The organism is Cupriavidus sp. 207A1 (assembly GCF_057798955.1).
Window position 1 is genome coordinate 62107 of the sequence record NZ_JBYOJO010000017.1, and the last position, 18303, is coordinate 80409.

Genomic DNA, 18303 nt, shown 5'->3' on the forward strand with positions numbered 1-18303 from the left:
CCATGGAGCAAGCGATGCAACAACCCCGCGAGCCGGTGACAACCGGCCGCACCCTGCGCTACCGCCCGCTGAACCTGGCGCGCTGGATCATCTGGAGCCTGACCGTGCTGGTCATGCTGGTGCTGCCGCTGTTCTTCACCGGGGGCTTCGCCATCACGCTGATGTCGCAGATGGGCATCATGATCATCTTCGCGCTGTCCTACAACATGCTGCTGGGGCAGACCGGCATGCTGTCGTTCGGCCATGCGGTGTATTCCGGGCTGGGCGCCTTTATCGCCGTGCACGTGCTGAACATGGTCGGCGCCGGCAAGGTGTGGCTGCCGGTGTCGATGCTGCCGCTGGTGGGCGGGCTGGCCGGCGCGTTCTTCGGCGTCATCTTCGGCTACGTCACCACCAAGAAGGCCGGCACCACCTTCGCCATGATCACCATGGGCATCGGCGAGATGGTCTTTGCCAGCTCGCTGATGTTCCCGGAGTTCTTCGGCGGCGAGGGCGGCATCTCCACCAACCGCGTGGTCGGCGACCCGTTCCTGGGCATCAGCTTCGGGCCCGGGCGCCAGGTCTACTACCTGATCGCGGCATGGTGCCTGGTGTCGATGGTGGCGATGTACGCCTGGACCCAGACGCCGCTGGGCCGCATTGCCAACGCGGTGCGCGACAATCCCGAGCGGGTCGAGTTCATCGGCTACAACACCCAGCGCGTGCGCTACCTGGTGCTGATCCTGTCGGCATTCTTCGCCGGCATTTCCGGCGCGCTGGCGGCGATCAACTTCGAGATCGTCTCGGCCGAGAACGTCAGCGCGGTGCGTTCCGGCGGCGTGCTGCTGGCGGTGTTCATCGGCGGCGCCGGCGTGTTCTTCGGGCCGATCATCGGCGCGGTGGTGTTCGTGCTGTTCGCGGTGGCGCTGTCGGACCTGACCAAGGCCTGGCTGCTCTACCTGGGCCTGTTCTTCGTGCTGATGGTGATGTTCGTGCCGGGCGGCCTGGCCAGCCTGCTGCTGATGCAACTGCCGCTGGCGGCGAAGGGCAAGCTGCGCCGCATGCTGCCATCCTATGCCAAGGCCGGCGCGGCCGGCGTGGTGTTGCTGGTGGCCGTGATCGTGACCGTCGAGCTGGTCTACAAGGTCCAGGTCGACAGCGCCAATGGCACGGCCATGAAGCTGTTCGGCATCGGCTTCGATGCCGCGACCTGGGCGCCATGGCTGGCGGCGGCGGCGCTGTGGGCGGTGGGGCTGGCCGCGTGGCGGCTGGCGGTGCGCGCATCGCGCGCGCAATGGGACAAGGTGCAGGCAGAAATCGCAGGAGGCAGGGCATGACCGCGGCGGCACTGGAACTGACCGATGTACGCAAGAAGTTCGGCCAGACGGAGATCATCCGCGGCGTGAACCTGAGCATCCCGAAGGGCGAGCGCCATGCGCTGATCGGCCCGAACGGGGCCGGCAAGTCGACCACCTTCAACCTGATCTCGGGCCGCTTCGCGCCGAGCAGCGGCACCGTGTGCCTGAACGGCGCCGAGATCGGCGGCCTGCAGCCCTTTGTCATCAACCGCATGGGGCTGTCGCGCAGCTTCCAGATCACCAACATCTTCCACCGGCTGTCGGTGTTCGAGAACCTGCGCTGCGCGGTGCTGTGGTCGCTCGGCTACAAGTATTCGTTCTGGCACCGGCTCACCGGCCTGCGCGACGCGCGCGAGCGCGCCGACGACGTGCTGGAGCTGATCGGCATGCAGCACCGCCGCGATACCCAGGCCGGCCTGCTGACCTATGCCGAGCAGCGCGCGCTGGAAATCGGCATCACCATCGCCGGCGGCGCCGAGGTGATCCTGCTGGACGAGCCCACCGCGGGCATGAGCCGCTCCGAATCGGACCACGCGGTCGAGCTGATCCGCAAGGTCACGGTGGGCAAGACGCTGGTGATGGTGGAGCACGACATGAGCGTGGTGTTCGGGCTGGCCGACCGCATCTCGGTGCTGGTCTACGGCGAGGTCATCGCCACCGATACTCCGCAGGCGATCCGCAACAACCGCAAGGTCAAGGAAGCCTACCTGGGCACCACGCTGGACGAAGCCACTACCGAAGGAGCGCATTGATGGGCAAGCGCATGCTGGAAGTCACGGGCCTGCACGCCTATTACGGCAAGAGCCACATCCTGCACGGCGTCGACGCGCATATCGGCGAGGGCGAGATCGTGGCGCTGCTGGGGCGCAACGGGGTGGGGCGCTCGACCATGGCCAAGGCCATCCTCGGCATGGTCAAGGCCGAAGGGTCGGTGAAGTTCCGGGGGGAAGAGATCCTCGGGCGACGGACCTTCGAGATTGCGCATCTCGGCATCGGCTACGTGCCGGAGAACCGGGATATTTTCCCTACGCTGACAGTGCGCCAGAACCTGCTGCTCGGGGAGAAGCGCAACCCGCGACAGGCCAAGCCGCGCTGGAGCGTCGAGGACATGTTCAACATGTTCCCGCGCCTGAAGGAGCGCGAGAACACCTCGGCCGGCGTGCTGTCCGGCGGCGAGCAGCAGATGCTGACGCTGTGCCGCACGCTGATGGGGGATCCCGACCTGATCCTGATCGATGAGCCTACCGAAGGGCTGGCGCCGATGATCGTGGCGCTGGTGGGGGATTACCTGAAGACCTTGAAGGAACGCGGCGTCTCGGTGCTGCTGATCGAGCAGAAGCTGGCGATTGCGCTCGATATCTCGCAGCGGGTCTATGTCATGGGCCACGGGCATATCGTGTTCGAAGGCACGCCGGGCGAACTGAAGGCCAATGGGCAGGTCCGGAAGGAGTGGCTGGAGGTGTAAGGCTGACCTGTGCGTCCCGCATGGTCTCGCCCTGCTCCCGCTTGCGGGAGCGGGGCGGGGGAGTTCTTACGCAGCCTCTCGCTTGTCCCCGGCCTTCGGCTGCGGAAACGCAAACGGCATATCCTCATACGCAATCAGCCGCGACCCGGTGACCAGCCGATATCCCAGCCACAGCACCAGGAACACCGGCACGCCGATATAGGTAGCAACGATTTCCGGCCACCGGTTCGGGATGTCGGCGAAGGCCTGGTAATTCTGCCCGCCGATGATGACCAGACACAGCACAGCGGAAAAGACCGGCCCGAACGGATACAGCGGCGAGCGGTAAGCGAGCTTGCCGAGGTCATGCCCCTGGCGGGCCATGCCGCGGCGGAAGCGGTAGTGGCTGACGGCGATGCCGAGCCAGGCGATGAAGCCGGTCATGGCCGAGGTGTTGAGCAGCCACAGGTAGGCGGTCTTGTTGCCGAGCAGCGAACTGAGGAAGCACAGCGCGCCGATGCCGGTGGTCGCCAGCAGCGCGAAAAACGGCACGCCGTTGCGCGTGAGCCGGCCGAACACGCGCGGCGCGCGGCGGCTGACGGCGAGGCCGTACAGGATCCGCGTCGACACGTACATGCTCGAGGTGCCGGCCGACAGCAGCGCGGTCAGCACCACCGCGTTCATCAGCCCGGCGGCGAAGGCCAGCCCGGCATGGCGGAACACCAGCGCGAACGGGCTCACGCCGACGTCGGTCACGTCGTTGCGCAGCAGGTTGGGGTCGGTATAGGGGATCAGCACGCCGATGACCAGGATGGCCAGCACGTAGAACAGCAGGATGCGCCAGAAGGTCTGCCGGATCGCGCGCGGAATGGTGATGGCGGGGCGTTCGGCCTCGCCGGCGGCGACGCCGACGGTTTCGGTGCCGAGAAAGGAGAAGCCGGCGATCATGGCCACGCCGAACATGGCCGGGATGCCGCCGACGAAAGGCGCATCGCCGCTGGTGAAGTTGTGCCAGCCCGACTGCGGGCCGCCCTGCAGGATGCCGAAGATCATCAGCAGGCCCACGCCCAGGAACACCACCACGGTCACCACCTTGACCAGCGCGAACCAGTATTCGGCCTCGCCGAAGCCGCGCACCGAGAAGGCGTTGAGCCCGAACATCAGCAGCAGGAAGCCGGCGCTCCAGACCAGCCCGGGCATGTCGGGGAACCAGTACTGCATCACCAGCTGCGCCGCGGTCAGCTCCACGGCGATGGTCACCGCCAGGCTGAACCAGTAATTCCAGCCCAGCGCGAAGCCGAAGCCTTCGTCGACATAGAGCGCGCTGTAGGTGACAAAGGAACCGGCCACCGGCATGTGCACCGCCAGCTCGCCCAGGCTGGTCATCAGGCAATAGACCATCAGGCCGATCAGCATATACATCAGCAGCGCTCCGCCGGGGCCGGCCTGCGCGATCGACGCGCCCGAGGCCACGAACAGGCCGGTGCCGACCGCGCCGCCGACGGCGATCATGGTCAGGTGGCGGGCCTTGAGCTTGCGCTGGAGGTCGTCGTGCTCGACGACCGGGTGCTGGTGTCCATGCGGCGCCAAAGCGGGCCGGGACGAGGAATCGGTGGGGGAAGACATCAGGGTCGCTGGACCTTCAGCCGCCCGGCGTCTCGTGAAGGCCGGGGGGGCAAAAAACGAAAAGCCGCGAGTCTACCGCGTCTGCCCTGGCGATTTTCCCGTATCGGTCAAATAAAGTCCGATACTGGTCTGGAGGCGGCGCGCGCGGATGGTGGCAAGTGTCTTAACCGGCATCGGGGGCACCGCCTCGCGGCGGTTAAGCGTTGGCTCCATGCAGGCGGATCAGGTGCGGCATTCGCATTGCGCATGGCCCCGAAAATGTTCGGAAATTAAAATTGAACGACCGTGCTATTTTGTGTATGCTTGTTTCGCCCAAGCGCCGGAAGGCGTTGTGGGGCGCGGGAAAGCGGCGGATCGGGTCAAGGGTTAACCCGCCCGTGACGGCCGCGGCCCGGGGGCAGGCGCGGCGTCAGCCGGCATGCCTCGCGCTGCAGAGAACATTCATTCGAGAATTCGAATCCCGAGACAACTTCTGACACCAAAGGAACCAGCATGACAGCGCAGTATCAGGTTCAGGACGGCGTAGCCGTCATCACGCTCGACAATCCCCCTGTCAACGGCCTGGGTCACAGCACCCGGCTTGGCATCGTCGAAGGCATGACCCGTGCGCTGGACGATGCCGCCGTCAAGGCGATCGTCATCACCGGCGCTGGCAAGGCTTTCTCGGGCGGCGCCGACATCCGCGAATTCAATACGCCCAAGGCGATGCAGGAGCCGACGCTGCACTCGGTGATCCGCGTGCTGGAAGCCTCGTCCAAGCCGGTGGTCGCCGCCGTGCACTCGGTTGCCATGGGTGGCGGCCTGGAACTGGCGCTGGGCTGCAATTACCGCGTGGCGTCCAAGGGCGCGCAGATCGCGCTGCCGGAAGTCAAGCTGGGCCTGCTGCCCGGCGCCGGCGGCACGCAGCGCCTGCCGCGCGTGATCGGCCTGGAGGCCGCCGCCAACATGATCGTGTCGGGCACCGCGGTGCCGTCCGAGAAGTTCGCCGGCACCAAGCTGTTCGACGAGATCGTCGACGGTGACGTGCTGCCCGCGGCGGTCAAGTTCGCGCAGAACGTCGGCGCGGCCAGCGGCCCGCATCCCAAGGTGCGCGACCTGAAGGTGCGCCACGAGAATGCCGAGGGCTACCTCGGCTTTGCCCGCAACACCGTGGCCGCGATGGCCAAGAATTTCCCGGCGCCGCTGAAGTGCCTGGAAGCCGTGGCGGGCTCGCTCAAGCCGTTCGAGCAGGGCCTGAAGCAGGAGCGCGAGGGCTTCCTGTTCCTGGTGACCACGCCGGAATCGCGCGCGCTGCGCCATGCCTTCTTCGGCGAGCGCGCCGCCAGCAAGATCCCCGACGTGCCCGAAGGCACGCCGGTGCGCAAGATCGAGAAGGTCGCCGTGATCGGCGCCGGCACCATGGGCGGCGGCATCAGCATGAACTTCCTCAACGCGGGCATCCCGGTCACCATCCTGGAAACCAAGCAGGAAGCGCTCGACCGCGGCGTCGGCATCATCCGCAAGAACTACGAGAACAGCGCCAAGAAGGGCAAGCTGACGCAGGAGAAGGTCGAGCAGCGCATGGGGCTGCTGAGCACGACGCTGTCCTATGACGACATCAAGGACGCCGACATGGTGATCGAGGCCGTGTTCGAAGAGATGGGCGTCAAGGAAATCGTGTTCAAGAAGCTGGACGAAGTGATGAAGCCCGGCGCGATCCTGGCATCCAACACTTCCACGCTGGACGTCAACAAGATCGCCTCGTTCACCAAGCGTCCGCAGGACGTGGTCGGCATGCACTTCTTCAGCCCGGCCAACGTGATGAAGCTGCTCGAAGTGGTGCGCGGCGACCAGACCGGCAAGGACGTGCTGGCCACGGTGATGCAGGTGGCCAAGAAGATCAAGAAGACCGCGGTGGTGTCGGGCGTGTGCGACGGCTTCATCGGCAACCGCATGATCGAGCAGTACAGCCGCCAGGCCGGCTACCTGCTGGACGAAGGCGCGCTGCCCGAACAGGTCGACAAGGCCATCGAGAAGTTCGGCTTCGCCATGGGCCCGTTCCGCATGGGCGACCTGGCCGGCAACGACATCGGCTGGGCCATCCGCAAGCGCCGCGCCGTGGACAAGCCGGACATCCAGTACTCCAAGACCGCGGACCTGCTGTGCGAAATGGGCCGCTTCGGCCAGAAGACCGGCGCGGGCTGGTACGACTACAAGGCGGGCGACCGCAAGCCGTACCCGAACCAGCAGGTCAACGACATGATCGTGCAGCATTCGAAGGACCTGGGCATCACGCGCCGCAAGATCTCTGACGAGGAGATCGTCGAGCGCCTGGTGTTCGCGCTGGTCAACGAAGGCGCCAAGATCCTGGAAGAAGGCATTGCTTCCAAGGCCTCGGATATCGACATGGTGTACCTGACCGGCTACGGCTTCCCGCTGTTCCGCGGCGGCCCGATGCTGTACGCGGACCAAGTCGGCCTGTACAACGTGGCGCTGGCCATGAAGCGCTACGCCAAGGGCTACCACGGCGAAGCCTGGCAAGTGGCGCCGCTGCTGCAGAAGCTGGCGGACGAAGGCAAGGGCTTTAACGGGTAAGACGCGGCTAAGACGCCATCACGGTTCTCCCTGGCACTGATATGGACACCACCCTCCGACCTGACGATTGCCTGCTGGTGATCGACGTGCAGAACGACTTCATGCCGGGCGGCGCGCTTGCCGTGCCCAACGGCGATGAGGTCGTGCCCGTCATCAACCGGCTGGCGCGCGCGTTCGGGCACGTGGTGCTGACGCAGGACTGGCATCCGGCCGCGCACGTCTCGTTCGCGGCCAGCCATGCCGGTACGCAGCCATTCCAGATGCTCACGCTGCCGTATGGCGAGCAGGTGCTGTGGCCGGTGCACTGCGTGCAGGACACGCCCGGCGCCGCGCTGCATGCGGGGCTGCACCTGCCGCACGCGCGGCTGGTGATCCGCAAGGGCCATCATGCCGGCGTGGACAGCTACTCCGCCTTTATGGAAGCGGACCGCACCACGCGCACCGGGCTGGCCGGCTACCTGCGCGAGCATGGCGTCAGGCGCGTGTTCTGCGCCGGGCTGGCGACGGACTACTGCGTGGCCTGGAGCGCGCTCGATGCGCGCGCCGCCGGCTTCGAGGCCGCGGTGATCGAGGATGCATGCCGGGCCATCGACCTGGACGGGTCGCTGGCCAAGGCATGGCAGGACCTCGGCGCCGCCGGCGTCGCGCGCGTGATGTCCGTTGACCTGCTCAGTGGCCAGGGCTGAACCGAAACACCGAACTGAACGACACAAGAGATTCCGAGGAGCATCACATGAACGAAGCAGTCATCGTATCCACCGCACGGACCGGCCTGGCCAAGAGCTGGAAGGGCGCCTTCAACATGACCCACGGCGCCACGCTGGGCGGCCATGCGGTCCAGCACGCCATCGCGCGCGCCAGGATCGAAGCCGCCGAGGTCGAAGACGTGCTGATGGGCTGCGCCAATCCGGAAGGCGCCACCGGCGCCAACATCGCGCGCCAGATCGCGCTGCGCGCCGGCTGCCCGGTCACCGTGCCCGGCGCCACCGTCAACCGCTTCTGCTCGTCGGGCCTGCAGACCATTGCCATGGCCGCGCAGCGCGTGATCGCCGACGAGGGCGACATCTTCGTGGCCGGCGGCGTGGAGAGCATCTCGTGCGTGCAGCAGGAGATGAACCGCCATATGGTCCAGGAAAGCTGGCTGACCAAGAACAAGCCGGAAATCTACTGGAACATGCTGCAGACCGCCGAGAACGTGGCCAAGCGCTACAACATCTCGAAGGAGCGCCAGGACGAATACGGCGTGCGCAGCCAGCAGCGCGCCGCGGCCGCGCAGGAAGCCGGCAAGTTCAAGGACGAGATCGTGCCGATGACGGTGCTTGCCGGCGTTGCCGACAAGTCCACCGGCCAGCTGGTGACGAAGGAAGTCACCATCGACCGCGACGAAGGCATTCGCGCCGACACTACGCTCGAAGGTGTTTCCAAGATCCGCAGCGCCGTGCCGGGTGGTGTGATCACCGCCGGCAATGCCTCGCAGTTCTCGGACGGCGCCTCGGCGGCGGTGGTGATGAACGCGCGCGTGGCGGCGGCCAAGGGCCTGCAGCCGCTGGGCGTGTTCCGCGGCTTTGCCGTGGCGGGTTGCGAGCCGGACGAGATGGGCATCGGCCCTGTCTTTGCGGTGCCCAAGCTGTTGAAGAAGGCTGGCCTGAAGGTCGACGACATCGGCCTGTGGGAACTGAACGAAGCCTTCGCGGTGCAGGTGCTGTACTGCGCCGACACGCTGGGCATCCCGATGGACCGCCTCAACGTCAACGGCGGCGCGATCGCGGTGGGGCATCCGTATGGCGTGTCGGGCGCGCGCCTGGTTGGCCATGCGCTGATCGAGGGCAAGCGCCGGGGCGTGAAGTATGTGGTGGTGACCATGTGCATCGGCGGCGGCCAGGGCGCTGCTGGTCTGTTCGAAGTTCTGTAACTGGCGACAAAACCGGCACGCTGCCGGTTTGCTCCCCTCTCCCGCTTGCGGGAGAGGGGCAGGGGGTGAGGGCAGGCGGTGCCATACCGCCGGCCTGTACTTCGTCGTACCGTCCGGCCCTCACCCCAACCCTCTCCCGCAAGCGGGAGAGGGGGCACCCATGCGGTGCGATTCAATGCGGGGCGGTTCGTACAAGAAGGCAGTCAAGAATTCACGGCGCCCCACGCAGTGCGCCGCCTGGAGACACCATGTCGATGATCCTTTCCCGCCGCGACCTGAACTTCATCCTGTATGAATGGCTCAAGGTCGATGAGCTGACCCGCATCCCGCGCTACGCCGACCACTCGCGCGAGACCTTCGATGCCGCGCTGGACACCTGCGAGAAGATCGCCACCGACCTGTTCGCGCCGCACAACAAGAAGAACGACCAGCACGAACCCGAATTCGACGGCGAGACCGTCAGCATCATCCCCGAGGTCAGCACCGCGCTGAAGGCCTTCTGCGACGCCGGCCTGATGGCCGCCGGGCAGGATTACGAGCTGGGCGGCATGCAGCTGCCGGTGGTGGTGGAAAAGGCCGGCTTCGCGTACTTCAAGGGTGCCAACGTCGGCACCAGCTCCTACCCCTTCCTGACCATCGGCAACGCCAACCTGCTGCTCACGCACGGCACGCCGGTGCAGGTCGAGACCTTCGTCAAGCCGGAAATGGAAGGGCGCTTCTTCGGCACCATGTGCCTGTCGGAGCCGCAGGCCGGCTCGTCGCTGTCGGATATCACGACGCGCGCCGAGTACGAGGGCGAATCGCCGCTGGGCGCGCAATACCGCCTGCGCGGCAACAAGATGTGGATTTCCGCCGGCGAGCACGAGTTGTCGGAGAACATCGTCCACCTGGTGCTGGCCAAGATTCCCGGCCCGGACGGCAAGCTGATCCCCGGCGTGAAGGGCATCTCGCTGTTCATCGTGCCCAAGTACCTGGTGAACGAGGACGGCTCGCTGGGCGAGCACAACGACGTGGTGCTGGCCGGCCTGAACCACAAGATGGGCTATCGCGGCACCACCAACTGCCTGCTGAATTTCGGCGAGGGCATGAAGTACCAGCCGGGCGGCAAGGCGGGCGCGATCGGCTACCTGGTTGGGGAGCCGCACAAGGGCCTGGCCTGCATGTTCCACATGATGAACGAGGCGCGCATCGGCGTGGGCCTGGGCGCGGTGATGCTGGGCTATACCGGCTACCTGCATGCACTGGACTATGCGCGCAACCGCCCCCAAGGCCGCCCGGTCGGCCCCGGCGGCAAGGATGCCGCCAGCCCGCAGGTGAAGCTGGTCGAGCACGCCGATATCCGCCGCATGCTGCTGGCGCAGAAGAGCTATGTCGAGGGCGGCCTGGCGCTGAACCTGTACTGCGCGCGGCTGGTGGACGAGGAAGAAGCCGCTGCCGCCGCCGGCGACCAGGAAGCGCATGCGCGCCTGGCGCTGCTGCTCGACATCCTGACCCCGATCGCCAAGAGCTGGCCGTCGCAGTGGTGCCTGGAGGCCAACAACCTGGCGATCCAGGTGCATGGCGGCTATGGCTACACCCGCGAATACAACGTCGAGCAGTTCTACCGCGACAACCGCCTGAACCCGATTCACGAAGGCACGCACGGCATCCAGGGGCTGGACCTGCTGGGCCGCAAGGTGGTGATGAAGGATGGCGCCGCGTTCAGGCTGCTGGGCGAGCGCGTGCAGGCCACCATCGGCCGCGCGCTGGCCGCGGACGATGCCGGACTGGCGCAGCAGGCGCGCGCGCTCGGCTCCTCAACCAAGCGCCTGGCCGAGGTGACCCAGACGCTGTGGAGCGCCGGCGATGTCAAGGTGACGTTGGCCAACGCATCGGTCTATCTCGAAGCCTTCGGGCACGTCGTGGTCGCCTGGATCTGGCTGGAGCAGGCATTGCTGGCGCGGGCCGCGCTGGCGCAGGCAAGCGGCCAGGAAGACCAGGACTTCTATCGCGGCAAGCTGGCCGCGGCGGCGTACTTCTTCCGCTTCGAGCTGCCCAGGGTCGGCCCCCAGCTCGACCTGCTGGCATCCCTCGACCGCACCACGCTGGACATGCAGGACGCCTGGTTCTGAGCGCCGGTTCTGACGGCTTACTGCCCCATTCAAAGACAACCAAGGAAGAGACAACATGCGCACCATCCAGCAACTGTTTGACCTGAAGGGCAAGACCGCGCTGATCACCGGCGGCTCGCGCGGGCTTGGCCTGCAGATTGCCGAGGCGCTGGGCGAGCAGGGCGCGCGCATCGTGCTGTCGGCGCGCAAGGCCGACGAACTGCGCGCGGCGCAGGAACACCTGAAGGGCCTCGGCATCGAGGCCGACTGGATCGCCGCCGACGGCTCGCAGGAAGCCGAGATCGCCCGGCTGGCCGACGAGGCCATCGCCAGGCTTGGCCACGTCGATATCCTGGTCAACAACGCCGGCGCCACCTGGGGCGCACCGGCGGAAGACCATCCGCTGGAAGCGTGGGACAAGGTGATGAACCTGAATATCCGCGGCCTGTTCCTGCTGAGCCAGCGCATCGGCAAGCTGTCGATGATCCCGCGCCGCTACGGCCGCATCATCAACGTGGCGTCGATCGCGGGCCTGGCCGGCAATCCGCCGGGGTCGATGGAGACCATTGCCTACAACACCTCGAAGGGCGCGGTGGTCAATTTCACGCGCACGCTGGCGGCGGAGTGGGGCGAGCACAACATCACCGTCAACGCGCTGGCGCCGGGCTTCTTCCCGTCCAAGATGACCAAGGGCTCGCTCGAGCGCATGGGCGTCGAGGCCATGTGCGCGGGCGTGCCGCTGCATCGGCTGGGCGACGACGAAGACCTGAAGGGCGCCGCGCTGCTGTTCGCCAGCGATGCCGGCAAGCACATCACCGGGCAGATCCTGGCGGTCGACGGCGGCGTCAGCGCGGTCTGAGCGAACGGCCCTCGTTTGCGGCAATAATGCGGGGTCGGCGCCGGCGGCCAGACCGCCGGCGCCTCTCCAATCCCCCACTTCCACTCGCGTTGCCATGAACCAGTACACCGGCTCCCTGAGCCATATCCCCTTCCTTGCCGAGCTTGGCGTGACCTGCAGCCTGGCCGAGGGCGGGCGCAGCGAGATCTCGCTGCCGACCGAAAAGCGCCACCAGAACAGCTGGGACATGGCCCACGGCGGCGTCATCATGACGCTGCTCGACGTGGCCATGGCGGTGGCCGGCCGCAGCAGCGATGCCGATGGCCGCGGCGTGGTCACCATCGAGATGAAGAGCAGCTTCATGGCGCCGGGCCGCGGCCACCTGACCGCGCGCGGCACCACCGTGCACCGCACCACCACCATGGTGTTCTGCGAGGCCGAGATCGTCGATGCCGACGGCAAGACTGTGGCGCGCGGCTCGGGCACGTTCAAGTACATCCGGCGCATGCCGCCGCAGCGCCCGGGCGAAACCGATACCGGCGCCGACGGCTGAGCGCCGGCGCCAGGGCAGGCCGGGCGCTTCATGTCCGGCATTTGTGCCCCGCTTTAGCAGTTTCCATGCAGTTTCCATCTCCCATTGGAAGGAACCCGACCATGTCCAACACGTTCAAGCGCATCGTCCTGGCCTCGCGTCCCGAAGGCGCGGTGACGCCGGCCAATTTCCGGCTGGAAGAAGTGCCCGTGCCGCAGATCGCCGACGGCCAGGTGCTGGTGCGCAATCATTACCTGTCGCTCGACCCGTACATGCGCGGACGCATGAACGACAGCAAGTCCTACGCCGCGCCGCAGCCGCTCAACGAGGTGATGATCGGCGGCACCGTCGGCGAAGTGGTGGAAAGCAAGAACAGCAAGTTCAAGCCGGGCGACAAGGTGGTCGGCATGTTCGGCTGGCAGGAAATGGGCGTCAGCGACGGCACCGGCCTGCAGCCGGTCGATACCACGCATATCCCGCTGTCGGCCTACCTCGGCTCGGTCGGCATGCCGGGCGTGACCGCGTGGTATGGCCTGAACAAGATCATCCAGCCCAAGGCGGGCAAGACCATCGCGGTCAGCGCCGCGTCGGGCGCGGTCGGCAGCGTGGTGGGCCAGCTGGCCAAGCTGGCGGGCTGCCGCGCGGTGGGCTTTGCCGGCGGCAAGGACAAGTGCGACTACGTGGTCAACGAGCTGGGCTTCGACGCCTGTATCGACTACAAGGCGGCGAAGGACCCGAAAGAGCTCTACACCATGCTCAAGGAAGCCACGCCCGACGGCATCGACGGCTATTTCGAGAACGTCGGCGGCGAGATCTTCGACGCGGTGCTGTCGCGCATGAACGCCTTCGGCCGCATCGCCATGTGCGGCATGATCGCCGGCTATGACGGCCAGCCGCTGCCGCTGAAGAACCCGCAGCTGATCCTGGTCTCGCGCCTGACCATCGAGGGCTTTATCGTCTCCGAGCATATGGAGGTGTGGCCGCAGGCGCTGAAGGAACTGGGCACTGCGGTCGCGCAGGGCAAGCTCAAGTTCCGCGAAAGCATCGCCGAAGGCCTGGCCAGCGCGCCGGAAGCCTTCATGGGCCTGCTCAAGGGCAAGAACTTCGGCAAGCAGCTGGTCAAGCTGGTCTGACCGGCGCATGCAGGGCCGCGGCGCGTCGGCACGGCGCGCCGCGGGCAACGGATATCACCAGCAACGGAGACACCGATGAATGCCCCGCAAGCCCCGCAAATCCAGAGCGCCGACGAGATCGGCGCCGGCCTGCCCGAAGAGGTCAAGGCCCGCTACCGCAACCTGCCACGGCCGCCGCAGTTCGCCACCGTGGGCGAAGAGCGCCTGCATCGCAAGCAGCGCCTGGCCGCCGCCTTCCGGCTGTTCTCGAAATTCGGCTTCGACGAAGGCGTGGCCGGCCATATCACCGCGCGCGACCCCGAGTTTCCCGACACCTTCTGGGTCAATCCGTTCGGCGTGCATTTCAGCCAGGTCAGGGTCTCCAACCTGATCCGCTGCGACCACCACGGCGATGTGGTCGAGGGCGACTATCCGGTCAATGCCGCGGCCTTCGCCATCCATTCGCGCGTGCACCAGACCCGCCCCGACGCGGTTGCCGCCGCGCATTCGCACAGCACCTATGGCCGCGCCTGGTCGACGCTGGGGCGCCCGCTCGATGCGCTGACGCAGGACGTGTGCGCGTTCTACAACGACCATGCGGTCTATGACGACTTTGGCGGCGTGGTGGTGGAGCTGGACGAGGGCCAGCGCATCGCCAACGCGCTCGGGCAGAACAAGGCTGCGATCCTGCAGAACCACGGCCTGCTGACGGTCGGCAAGACCGTCGACGAAGCGGCGTGGTGGTTCATCACCATGGAGCGCTCCTGCCAGGTGCAGCTGCTGGCCGAAGCCGCCGCCGCGCGCACGCAGGCGCCGCTGAAGGTGATTGCCGACGCCGCCGCGCGCCAGGCCTATTCCATCGTCGGCACGGCGCAGGCGGGCTGGTTCCAGTTCCAGCCGCTCTATGCCCGCATCGTCAAGGAACAGCCCGACCTGCTGGACTGACACTGCCGCGCCGCGCCGCGGCCGGCATTTTCCATTCGACTCACGCGACAGGACACACGACATGAAGGATTTCTCCAACAGGGTGGCCGTCATTACCGGCGGCGCCTCGGGCTTCGGCAAGGAATTTGCCCGCATTGCCGCCGACCTCGGCATGAAGCTGGTGCTGGCCGACGTGCAGGAAGACGCGCTGGACGCAACCGTCGCCGAGTTCCAGGCGCGCAACGTGCCGGTGATCGGCCTGCGTACCGACGTCTCGCGCGCCGAGCAGGTCCAGGCACTGGCCGATGCCGCGATCGAAGCCTTCGGCCAGGTCAACCTGCTGTTCAACAATGCCGGCGTGGGCGCGGGCGGCCTGATCTGGGAAAACTCGGAGCGGGACTGGGAATGGGTGATGGGCGTCAACCTGTACGGCGTGGTGCACGGCGTGCGCATCTTTACGCCGCTGATGCTGGCGGCCGCGGAGAAGGACCCGGCGTTCGAGGGGCATATCGTCAACACCGCGTCGATGGCGGGCTTGCTGAATCCGCCCGCGATGGGCGTCTACAACGTGTCCAAGCACGCGGTGGTGGCGCTGACGGAAACCCTTTACCAGGACCTGGGGCTGGTGACGGAGCAGGTGCGCTGCTCGGTGCTGTGCCCATACTTCGTGCCGACCGGCATCAGCCAGTCGCAGCGCAACCGGCCCGCCGACCTGGCCAACCAGGCGCCGCCGACGCGTTCGCAGCTGGTGTCGCAGGCCTTGTCGGACAAGGCCGTCGGCTCGGGCAAGGTGACCGCGGCGGAGGTGGCGCGGATCACCTTCGATGCCATCCGCGACGAAAGCTTCTATATTTATTCCCACCCCCAGGCGCTCGCCCCCGTGCGCCAGCGCTTCGAGGATATCGTCGGGCAGCGCAACCCCGGCGATCCGTTTGCCGACAAGCCCGAGGTCCGCGCGGGCCTGGTTGCCGCGTTGCGCGGCTGAGCTGAGGTTCGTTAGCCACGTTCGCCAACCCCGGCCCGCACAACGCCACAACGAGGAGGACCGCATATGGAGAACAACATGGCAGCCCCCGCCGCCGTGATCCGCCACCTGCAGTACGCCACGCTGCCCAATGGCACCCGGCTGCACTACGCCAGCGCGGGCGAGCGCGGCAAGCCGCTGATGCTGTTCGTGCACGGCTTTCCGGAATTCTGGTTCGAATGGGAGGCGCAGCTGGCCGAGTTCGGCCGCACGCATTTCGCCGTCGCGCCCGACCTGCGCGGCTTCAACCTGTCGAGCAAGCCCGCCGACGTCAGCGCCTACCGGCCGCGCCATATCGTCGAAGACCTGGTGCAGCTGGTTGGCGCGCTGGGTTATGACCAGGCCGTGGTGGTCGCGCACGACTGGGGCGGGGCGATCTGCTGGAACCTGGCGATCCAGTTCCCGCAGCTGGTGCGCCAGCTGGTCATCGTCAATTCGCCGCATCCGTACCTGTTCGCGCGCGCGCTCGCCACCGATCCCGCGCAGCAGGCCGCGTCGGCCTACATGAACTGGCTGCGCAAGCCGGGCTCGGAACAGGCGCTGGCGGCCAACGACTTTGCGCTGCTGGACCGGATGCTGTCCGACGACGACGGCAAGCCGGCGGCCTGGTACACCGCCGAGACGCGCGCCAGGTACCACGCGGCGTGGTCGCAGCCGGGCGAAGGCAGCGACGCCGGTGTGCATCCGCTCACCGGCGGCGTCAATTTCTACCGGGCCTCGCCGATGCATCCGCCGGGCGAGGGCGAGCCGCCGCCCGATATTTCCCGGCTGGACCCTGCAGCGTTCGTGGTACGGGTGCCGACGCTGGTGGTGTGGGGCGAGCGCGACCGCGCGCTACCGAAGTCGCTGGTGGACGGCCTGGCCGATTTCGTGCCCGACCTGCGGCTGGAGCGCATCCCCGAAGGCACCCACTGGGTGATCCACGAACAGCCCGAACGGATCAACCAGCTGATCCGCAGCGCGCTGCCGGCCTGACCGCTGGCAACGCAAGACCCCGCATGCGGCGGCGCAGGCCGCCGCATGCGGGCTTCAGCTCAGCCGCTCGCGGTAAAGCCGGTAGTTCTCGTCGTCGAAGCAGACGAAGGTGACCTGCTCGAGCTCCGGCGCCGCGGCCAGCGCCTCGCGCACCGCGGCGATGGCGATATCCGCCGCGCGCTCGCGCGGGAAGCCATAGATGCCGGTGCTGATATTGGGGAAGGCCACCGTGCGCAGGTGATGCTGCGCCGCCAGCCGGATGCTGTTGCGGTAGGCATTGGCGAGCTGCTCTTCCTCGCCCTTGCCCCCGCCTTGCCACACCGGACCGACCGCGTGGATCACGTACGGTGCCGGCAGGCGGCCGCCGGTGGTGAGCACCGCCTCGCCGGTGGGGCAGCCGCCCTGCGCGTCGCGGATCGCGCGGCAGGCTTCCATGATGGCGGGGCCGCCGGCCCCGTGGATGGCCCCGTCGACGCCGCCGCCGCCGAGCAGGCCGCTGTTGGCCGCATTGACGATGGCATCGACTTCCATCCGGGTGATGTCGCCATGGACTACCTGCAAGTGCTCGCCGCTCATGTTGTCTCCTGCGCTGTGGAGGGAGGGCCGCCGGACAGCCGCTTGGTCGGTCCGACCGGCGGGAAGCCGCTGGGTGCTACGCGGTGTGCTACATGGACTGCTCAAGCATACGCCGATAATCCGCGGCGCTGGCTTCTTTCGGGTTGGTCTTGTGGCAGTGGTCGCGCAGCGCGCCGGCGATCACCTTGTCGAACATGTCCTCGGTGACGCCCATCTGGCGCAGCCCGGTGGGCAGGCCCAGGCGCGCGGTCATGTCGTGCACCGCCTGCGCCAGGTCGGCGCCGTCGGGCAGGTGCATGGCGCGGCGCAGGCGCGCGTAGCGGTGATCGCGTACCACGGTAGGGGCATCGGCATTGAAGCGCAGCACCGCCGGCATCACCACCGCGTTGAGCGTGCCGTGGTGCAGGCCGGTGCGGCCGTCGATCTTCAGCCCGCCGAGCGGATGCGACAGCGAATGCACGCAGCCCAGTCCCTTCTGGAACGCCATCGCGCCCTGCATCGACGCGCTCATCATGTTCAGGCGCGCCTCGCGGTCGGTGCCGTCGCGGGTGGCGCGCTCGATATGGGTCCAGCCGCGCTCCAGGCCGTCGAGCGCGATGCCGTCCGCGGGCGGGTTGAAGGCGGGCGCCAGGAAGGTCTCGACGCAGTGGGCGATGGCGTCCATGCCGGTGGCGGCGGTCAGGCCGGCGGGCAGGCCCAGCGTCAGCTCGGGATCGCACACCGCCGATTTGGGCAGCAGGTGCCAGGAATGGAAGCCCAGCTTGCGGCCATCGTCCAGGATGATGATGGCGCCGCGCGCGACCTCGCTGCCGGTGCCCGACGTGGTGGGCACCGCGATCAGCGGCGCGGCCTGGTCGGTGATCTTGCCGCTGCCGCCTTCGATGGTGGCATAGGTGGTCAGCTCGCCCTCGTGCGTGGCCAGGATGGCGATGCCCTTGGCCAGGTCGATCGACGATCCGCCGCCCACCGCCACCAGCCCGTCGCAGCCTTGCTCGCGGTACTGTGCGGCGGCCTTGCGCACCATGGCCTCGGTCGGGTTCGACGGGGTCTCGTCGAACACCGCCACCGGCAGGCCCTGCATCGCATCGATGGCGCGCTGCGCCACGCCGGCCGCGACCACCCCCTGATCAGTCACCAGCAGCGGCCGGCGGATGCCGATGCGCTCGCATTCCGACTTCAGCACGCTGACCGCGCCGAAGTCCAGGTGAATGTGGGTCAGATAGTAGATGAACGCCATATTTTGCTTGTCTCCTGCTGGGATCTGCCACGAAATAGTGGAATTCGCGCTGGAATTCCTCGTTGTCACGGGCCTGGCCTGTGGCTGGCGCCGTGCGCTGTC

The 18303-nt window shown here is 67.2% G+C and carries 16 protein-coding genes; 13 read left to right on the top strand and 3 right to left on the bottom strand.

What is annotated here, in order from left to right; genetic code table 11:
• Nucleotides 1–2: 2 nt before the first annotated feature.
• Genes AC3FMM_RS26085 through AC3FMM_RS26095 form a run of 3 tightly spaced genes read left to right on the top strand, consistent with a single transcriptional unit; the run spans nucleotide 3 to nucleotide 2802 of the window.
• Complete coding sequence (locus tag AC3FMM_RS26085) at nucleotides 3–1316, top strand: branched-chain amino acid ABC transporter permease (RefSeq protein ID WP_115709367.1); 1314 nt, start codon at nucleotides 3–5, stop codon at nucleotides 1314–1316.
• Nucleotides 1313–2089, top strand: coding sequence for an ABC transporter ATP-binding protein (locus AC3FMM_RS26090; protein WP_473704059.1), 777 nt, complete (start codon nucleotides 1313–1315; stop codon nucleotides 2087–2089). The genes AC3FMM_RS26085 and AC3FMM_RS26090 overlap by 4 nt, the downstream gene beginning before the upstream one ends.
• Entirely contained in the window at nucleotides 2089–2802 is a 714-nt protein-coding gene (locus AC3FMM_RS26095; protein ID WP_115709370.1) for an ABC transporter ATP-binding protein, read from the top strand. Before AC3FMM_RS26090 ends, AC3FMM_RS26095 begins: the two co-directional genes overlap by 1 nt.
• Before the next feature lie 66 nt (nucleotides 2803–2868).
• On the opposite strand, the gene AC3FMM_RS26100 is transcribed toward AC3FMM_RS26095, so the two are convergent.
• Complete coding sequence (locus AC3FMM_RS26100; protein ID WP_116312528.1) at nucleotides 2869–4407, bottom strand: amino acid permease; 1539 nt, start codon at nucleotides 4405–4407, stop codon at nucleotides 2869–2871.
• Between the two features lie 492 nt (nucleotides 4408–4899).
• On the opposite strand from AC3FMM_RS26100, the gene AC3FMM_RS26105 reads away from it, so the two are divergent.
• From AC3FMM_RS26105 to AC3FMM_RS26150, 10 genes are all read left to right on the top strand, one after another.
• Nucleotides 4900–6981 (top strand): 3-hydroxyacyl-CoA dehydrogenase NAD-binding domain-containing protein, encoded by a 2082-nt coding sequence (locus tag AC3FMM_RS26105; protein ID WP_115680170.1) that lies wholly within the window; start codon nucleotides 4900–4902, stop codon nucleotides 6979–6981.
• Nucleotides 6982–7022: 41 nt separating this feature from the next.
• Nucleotides 7023–7667: a bifunctional nicotinamidase/pyrazinamidase gene (pncA, locus tag AC3FMM_RS26110; protein ID WP_488687677.1), complete on the top strand. Its 645-nt coding sequence runs from the start codon at nucleotides 7023–7025 to the stop codon at nucleotides 7665–7667.
• 47 nt (nucleotides 7668–7714) lie between these two features.
• Nucleotides 7715–8893: an acetyl-CoA C-acyltransferase gene (locus AC3FMM_RS26115; RefSeq protein WP_115680172.1), complete on the top strand. Its 1179-nt coding sequence runs from the start codon at nucleotides 7715–7717 to the stop codon at nucleotides 8891–8893.
• Between the two features lie 248 nt (nucleotides 8894–9141).
• Nucleotides 9142–11004: an acyl-CoA dehydrogenase gene (locus tag AC3FMM_RS26120; RefSeq protein WP_488687678.1), complete on the top strand. Its 1863-nt coding sequence runs from the start codon at nucleotides 9142–9144 to the stop codon at nucleotides 11002–11004.
• A 55-nt stretch (nucleotides 11005–11059) separates the two neighbouring features.
• The gene (locus tag AC3FMM_RS26125) at nucleotides 11060–11842 is read left to right on the top strand and encodes an SDR family oxidoreductase (RefSeq protein ID WP_018005924.1); all 783 of its coding nucleotides are present in this window, start codon (nucleotides 11060–11062) and stop codon (nucleotides 11840–11842) included.
• A 94-nt stretch (nucleotides 11843–11936) separates the two neighbouring features.
• Nucleotides 11937–12374 (top strand): PaaI family thioesterase, encoded by a 438-nt coding sequence (locus AC3FMM_RS26130; protein ID WP_111521010.1) that lies wholly within the window; start codon nucleotides 11937–11939, stop codon nucleotides 12372–12374.
• Nucleotides 12375–12475: 101 nt separating this feature from the next.
• On the top strand, nucleotides 12476–13486 hold the full coding sequence (locus AC3FMM_RS26135; protein WP_116378597.1) for an NADP-dependent oxidoreductase: 1011 nt from the start codon (nucleotides 12476–12478) through the stop codon (nucleotides 13484–13486).
• 75 nt (nucleotides 13487–13561) lie between these two features.
• Nucleotides 13562–14410: a class II aldolase/adducin family protein gene (locus AC3FMM_RS26140; protein ID WP_115706845.1), complete on the top strand. Its 849-nt coding sequence runs from the start codon at nucleotides 13562–13564 to the stop codon at nucleotides 14408–14410.
• Nucleotides 14411–14471: 61 nt separating this feature from the next.
• On the top strand, nucleotides 14472–15374 hold the full coding sequence (locus AC3FMM_RS26145; RefSeq protein WP_115709380.1) for an SDR family oxidoreductase: 903 nt from the start codon (nucleotides 14472–14474) through the stop codon (nucleotides 15372–15374).
• 66 nt (nucleotides 15375–15440) lie between these two features.
• The gene (locus tag AC3FMM_RS26150; protein ID WP_115709382.1) at nucleotides 15441–16388 is read left to right on the top strand and encodes an alpha/beta fold hydrolase; all 948 of its coding nucleotides are present in this window, start codon (nucleotides 15441–15443) and stop codon (nucleotides 16386–16388) included.
• Nucleotides 16389–16442: 54 nt separating this feature from the next.
• Here the strand turns inward: AC3FMM_RS26150 and AC3FMM_RS26155 are convergent, their stop codons facing one another.
• A complete protein-coding gene (locus AC3FMM_RS26155; RefSeq protein WP_488687679.1) occupies nucleotides 16443–16964 on the bottom strand; it encodes an O-acetyl-ADP-ribose deacetylase in 522 nt (173 codons plus the stop codon).
• Nucleotides 16965–17052: 88 nt separating this feature from the next.
• Nucleotides 17053–18201, bottom strand: a complete 1149-nt coding sequence (locus tag AC3FMM_RS26160) for an iron-containing alcohol dehydrogenase (RefSeq protein ID WP_116312532.1) — start codon at nucleotides 18199–18201, stop codon at nucleotides 17053–17055.
• Nucleotides 18202–18303: the final 102 nt, after the last annotated feature.

Excerpts from the sequence above, each read along its gene's own strand:
- AC3FMM_RS26085 (WP_115709367.1), top strand. The coding sequence starts at position 3 with ATGGAGCAAGCGATGCAACAACCCCGCGAGCCGGTGACAACCGGCCGC.
- AC3FMM_RS26090 (WP_473704059.1), top strand. The coding sequence starts at position 1,313 with ATGACCGCGGCGGCACTGGAACTGACCGATGTACGCAAGAAGTTCGGC.
- AC3FMM_RS26095 (WP_115709370.1), top strand. The coding sequence starts at position 2,089 with ATGGGCAAGCGCATGCTGGAAGTCACGGGCCTGCACGCCTATTACGGC.
- AC3FMM_RS26100 (WP_116312528.1), bottom strand. The coding sequence starts at position 4,407 with ATGTCTTCCCCCACCGATTCCTCGTCCCGGCCCGCTTTGGCGCCGCAT.
- AC3FMM_RS26105 (WP_115680170.1), top strand. The coding sequence starts at position 4,900 with ATGACAGCGCAGTATCAGGTTCAGGACGGCGTAGCCGTCATCACGCTC.
- pncA (WP_488687677.1), top strand. The coding sequence starts at position 7,023 with ATGGACACCACCCTCCGACCTGACGATTGCCTGCTGGTGATCGACGTG.
- AC3FMM_RS26115 (WP_115680172.1), top strand. The coding sequence starts at position 7,715 with ATGAACGAAGCAGTCATCGTATCCACCGCACGGACCGGCCTGGCCAAG.
- AC3FMM_RS26120 (WP_488687678.1), top strand. The coding sequence starts at position 9,142 with ATGTCGATGATCCTTTCCCGCCGCGACCTGAACTTCATCCTGTATGAA.
- AC3FMM_RS26125 (WP_018005924.1), top strand. The coding sequence starts at position 11,060 with ATGCGCACCATCCAGCAACTGTTTGACCTGAAGGGCAAGACCGCGCTG.
- AC3FMM_RS26130 (WP_111521010.1), top strand. The coding sequence starts at position 11,937 with ATGAACCAGTACACCGGCTCCCTGAGCCATATCCCCTTCCTTGCCGAG.
- AC3FMM_RS26135 (WP_116378597.1), top strand. The coding sequence starts at position 12,476 with ATGTCCAACACGTTCAAGCGCATCGTCCTGGCCTCGCGTCCCGAAGGC.
- AC3FMM_RS26140 (WP_115706845.1), top strand. The coding sequence starts at position 13,562 with ATGAATGCCCCGCAAGCCCCGCAAATCCAGAGCGCCGACGAGATCGGC.
- AC3FMM_RS26145 (WP_115709380.1), top strand. The coding sequence starts at position 14,472 with ATGAAGGATTTCTCCAACAGGGTGGCCGTCATTACCGGCGGCGCCTCG.
- AC3FMM_RS26150 (WP_115709382.1), top strand. The coding sequence starts at position 15,441 with ATGGAGAACAACATGGCAGCCCCCGCCGCCGTGATCCGCCACCTGCAG.
- AC3FMM_RS26155 (WP_488687679.1), bottom strand. The coding sequence starts at position 16,964 with ATGAGCGGCGAGCACTTGCAGGTAGTCCATGGCGACATCACCCGGATG.
- AC3FMM_RS26160 (WP_116312532.1), bottom strand. The coding sequence starts at position 18,201 with ATGGCGTTCATCTACTATCTGACCCACATTCACCTGGACTTCGGCGCG.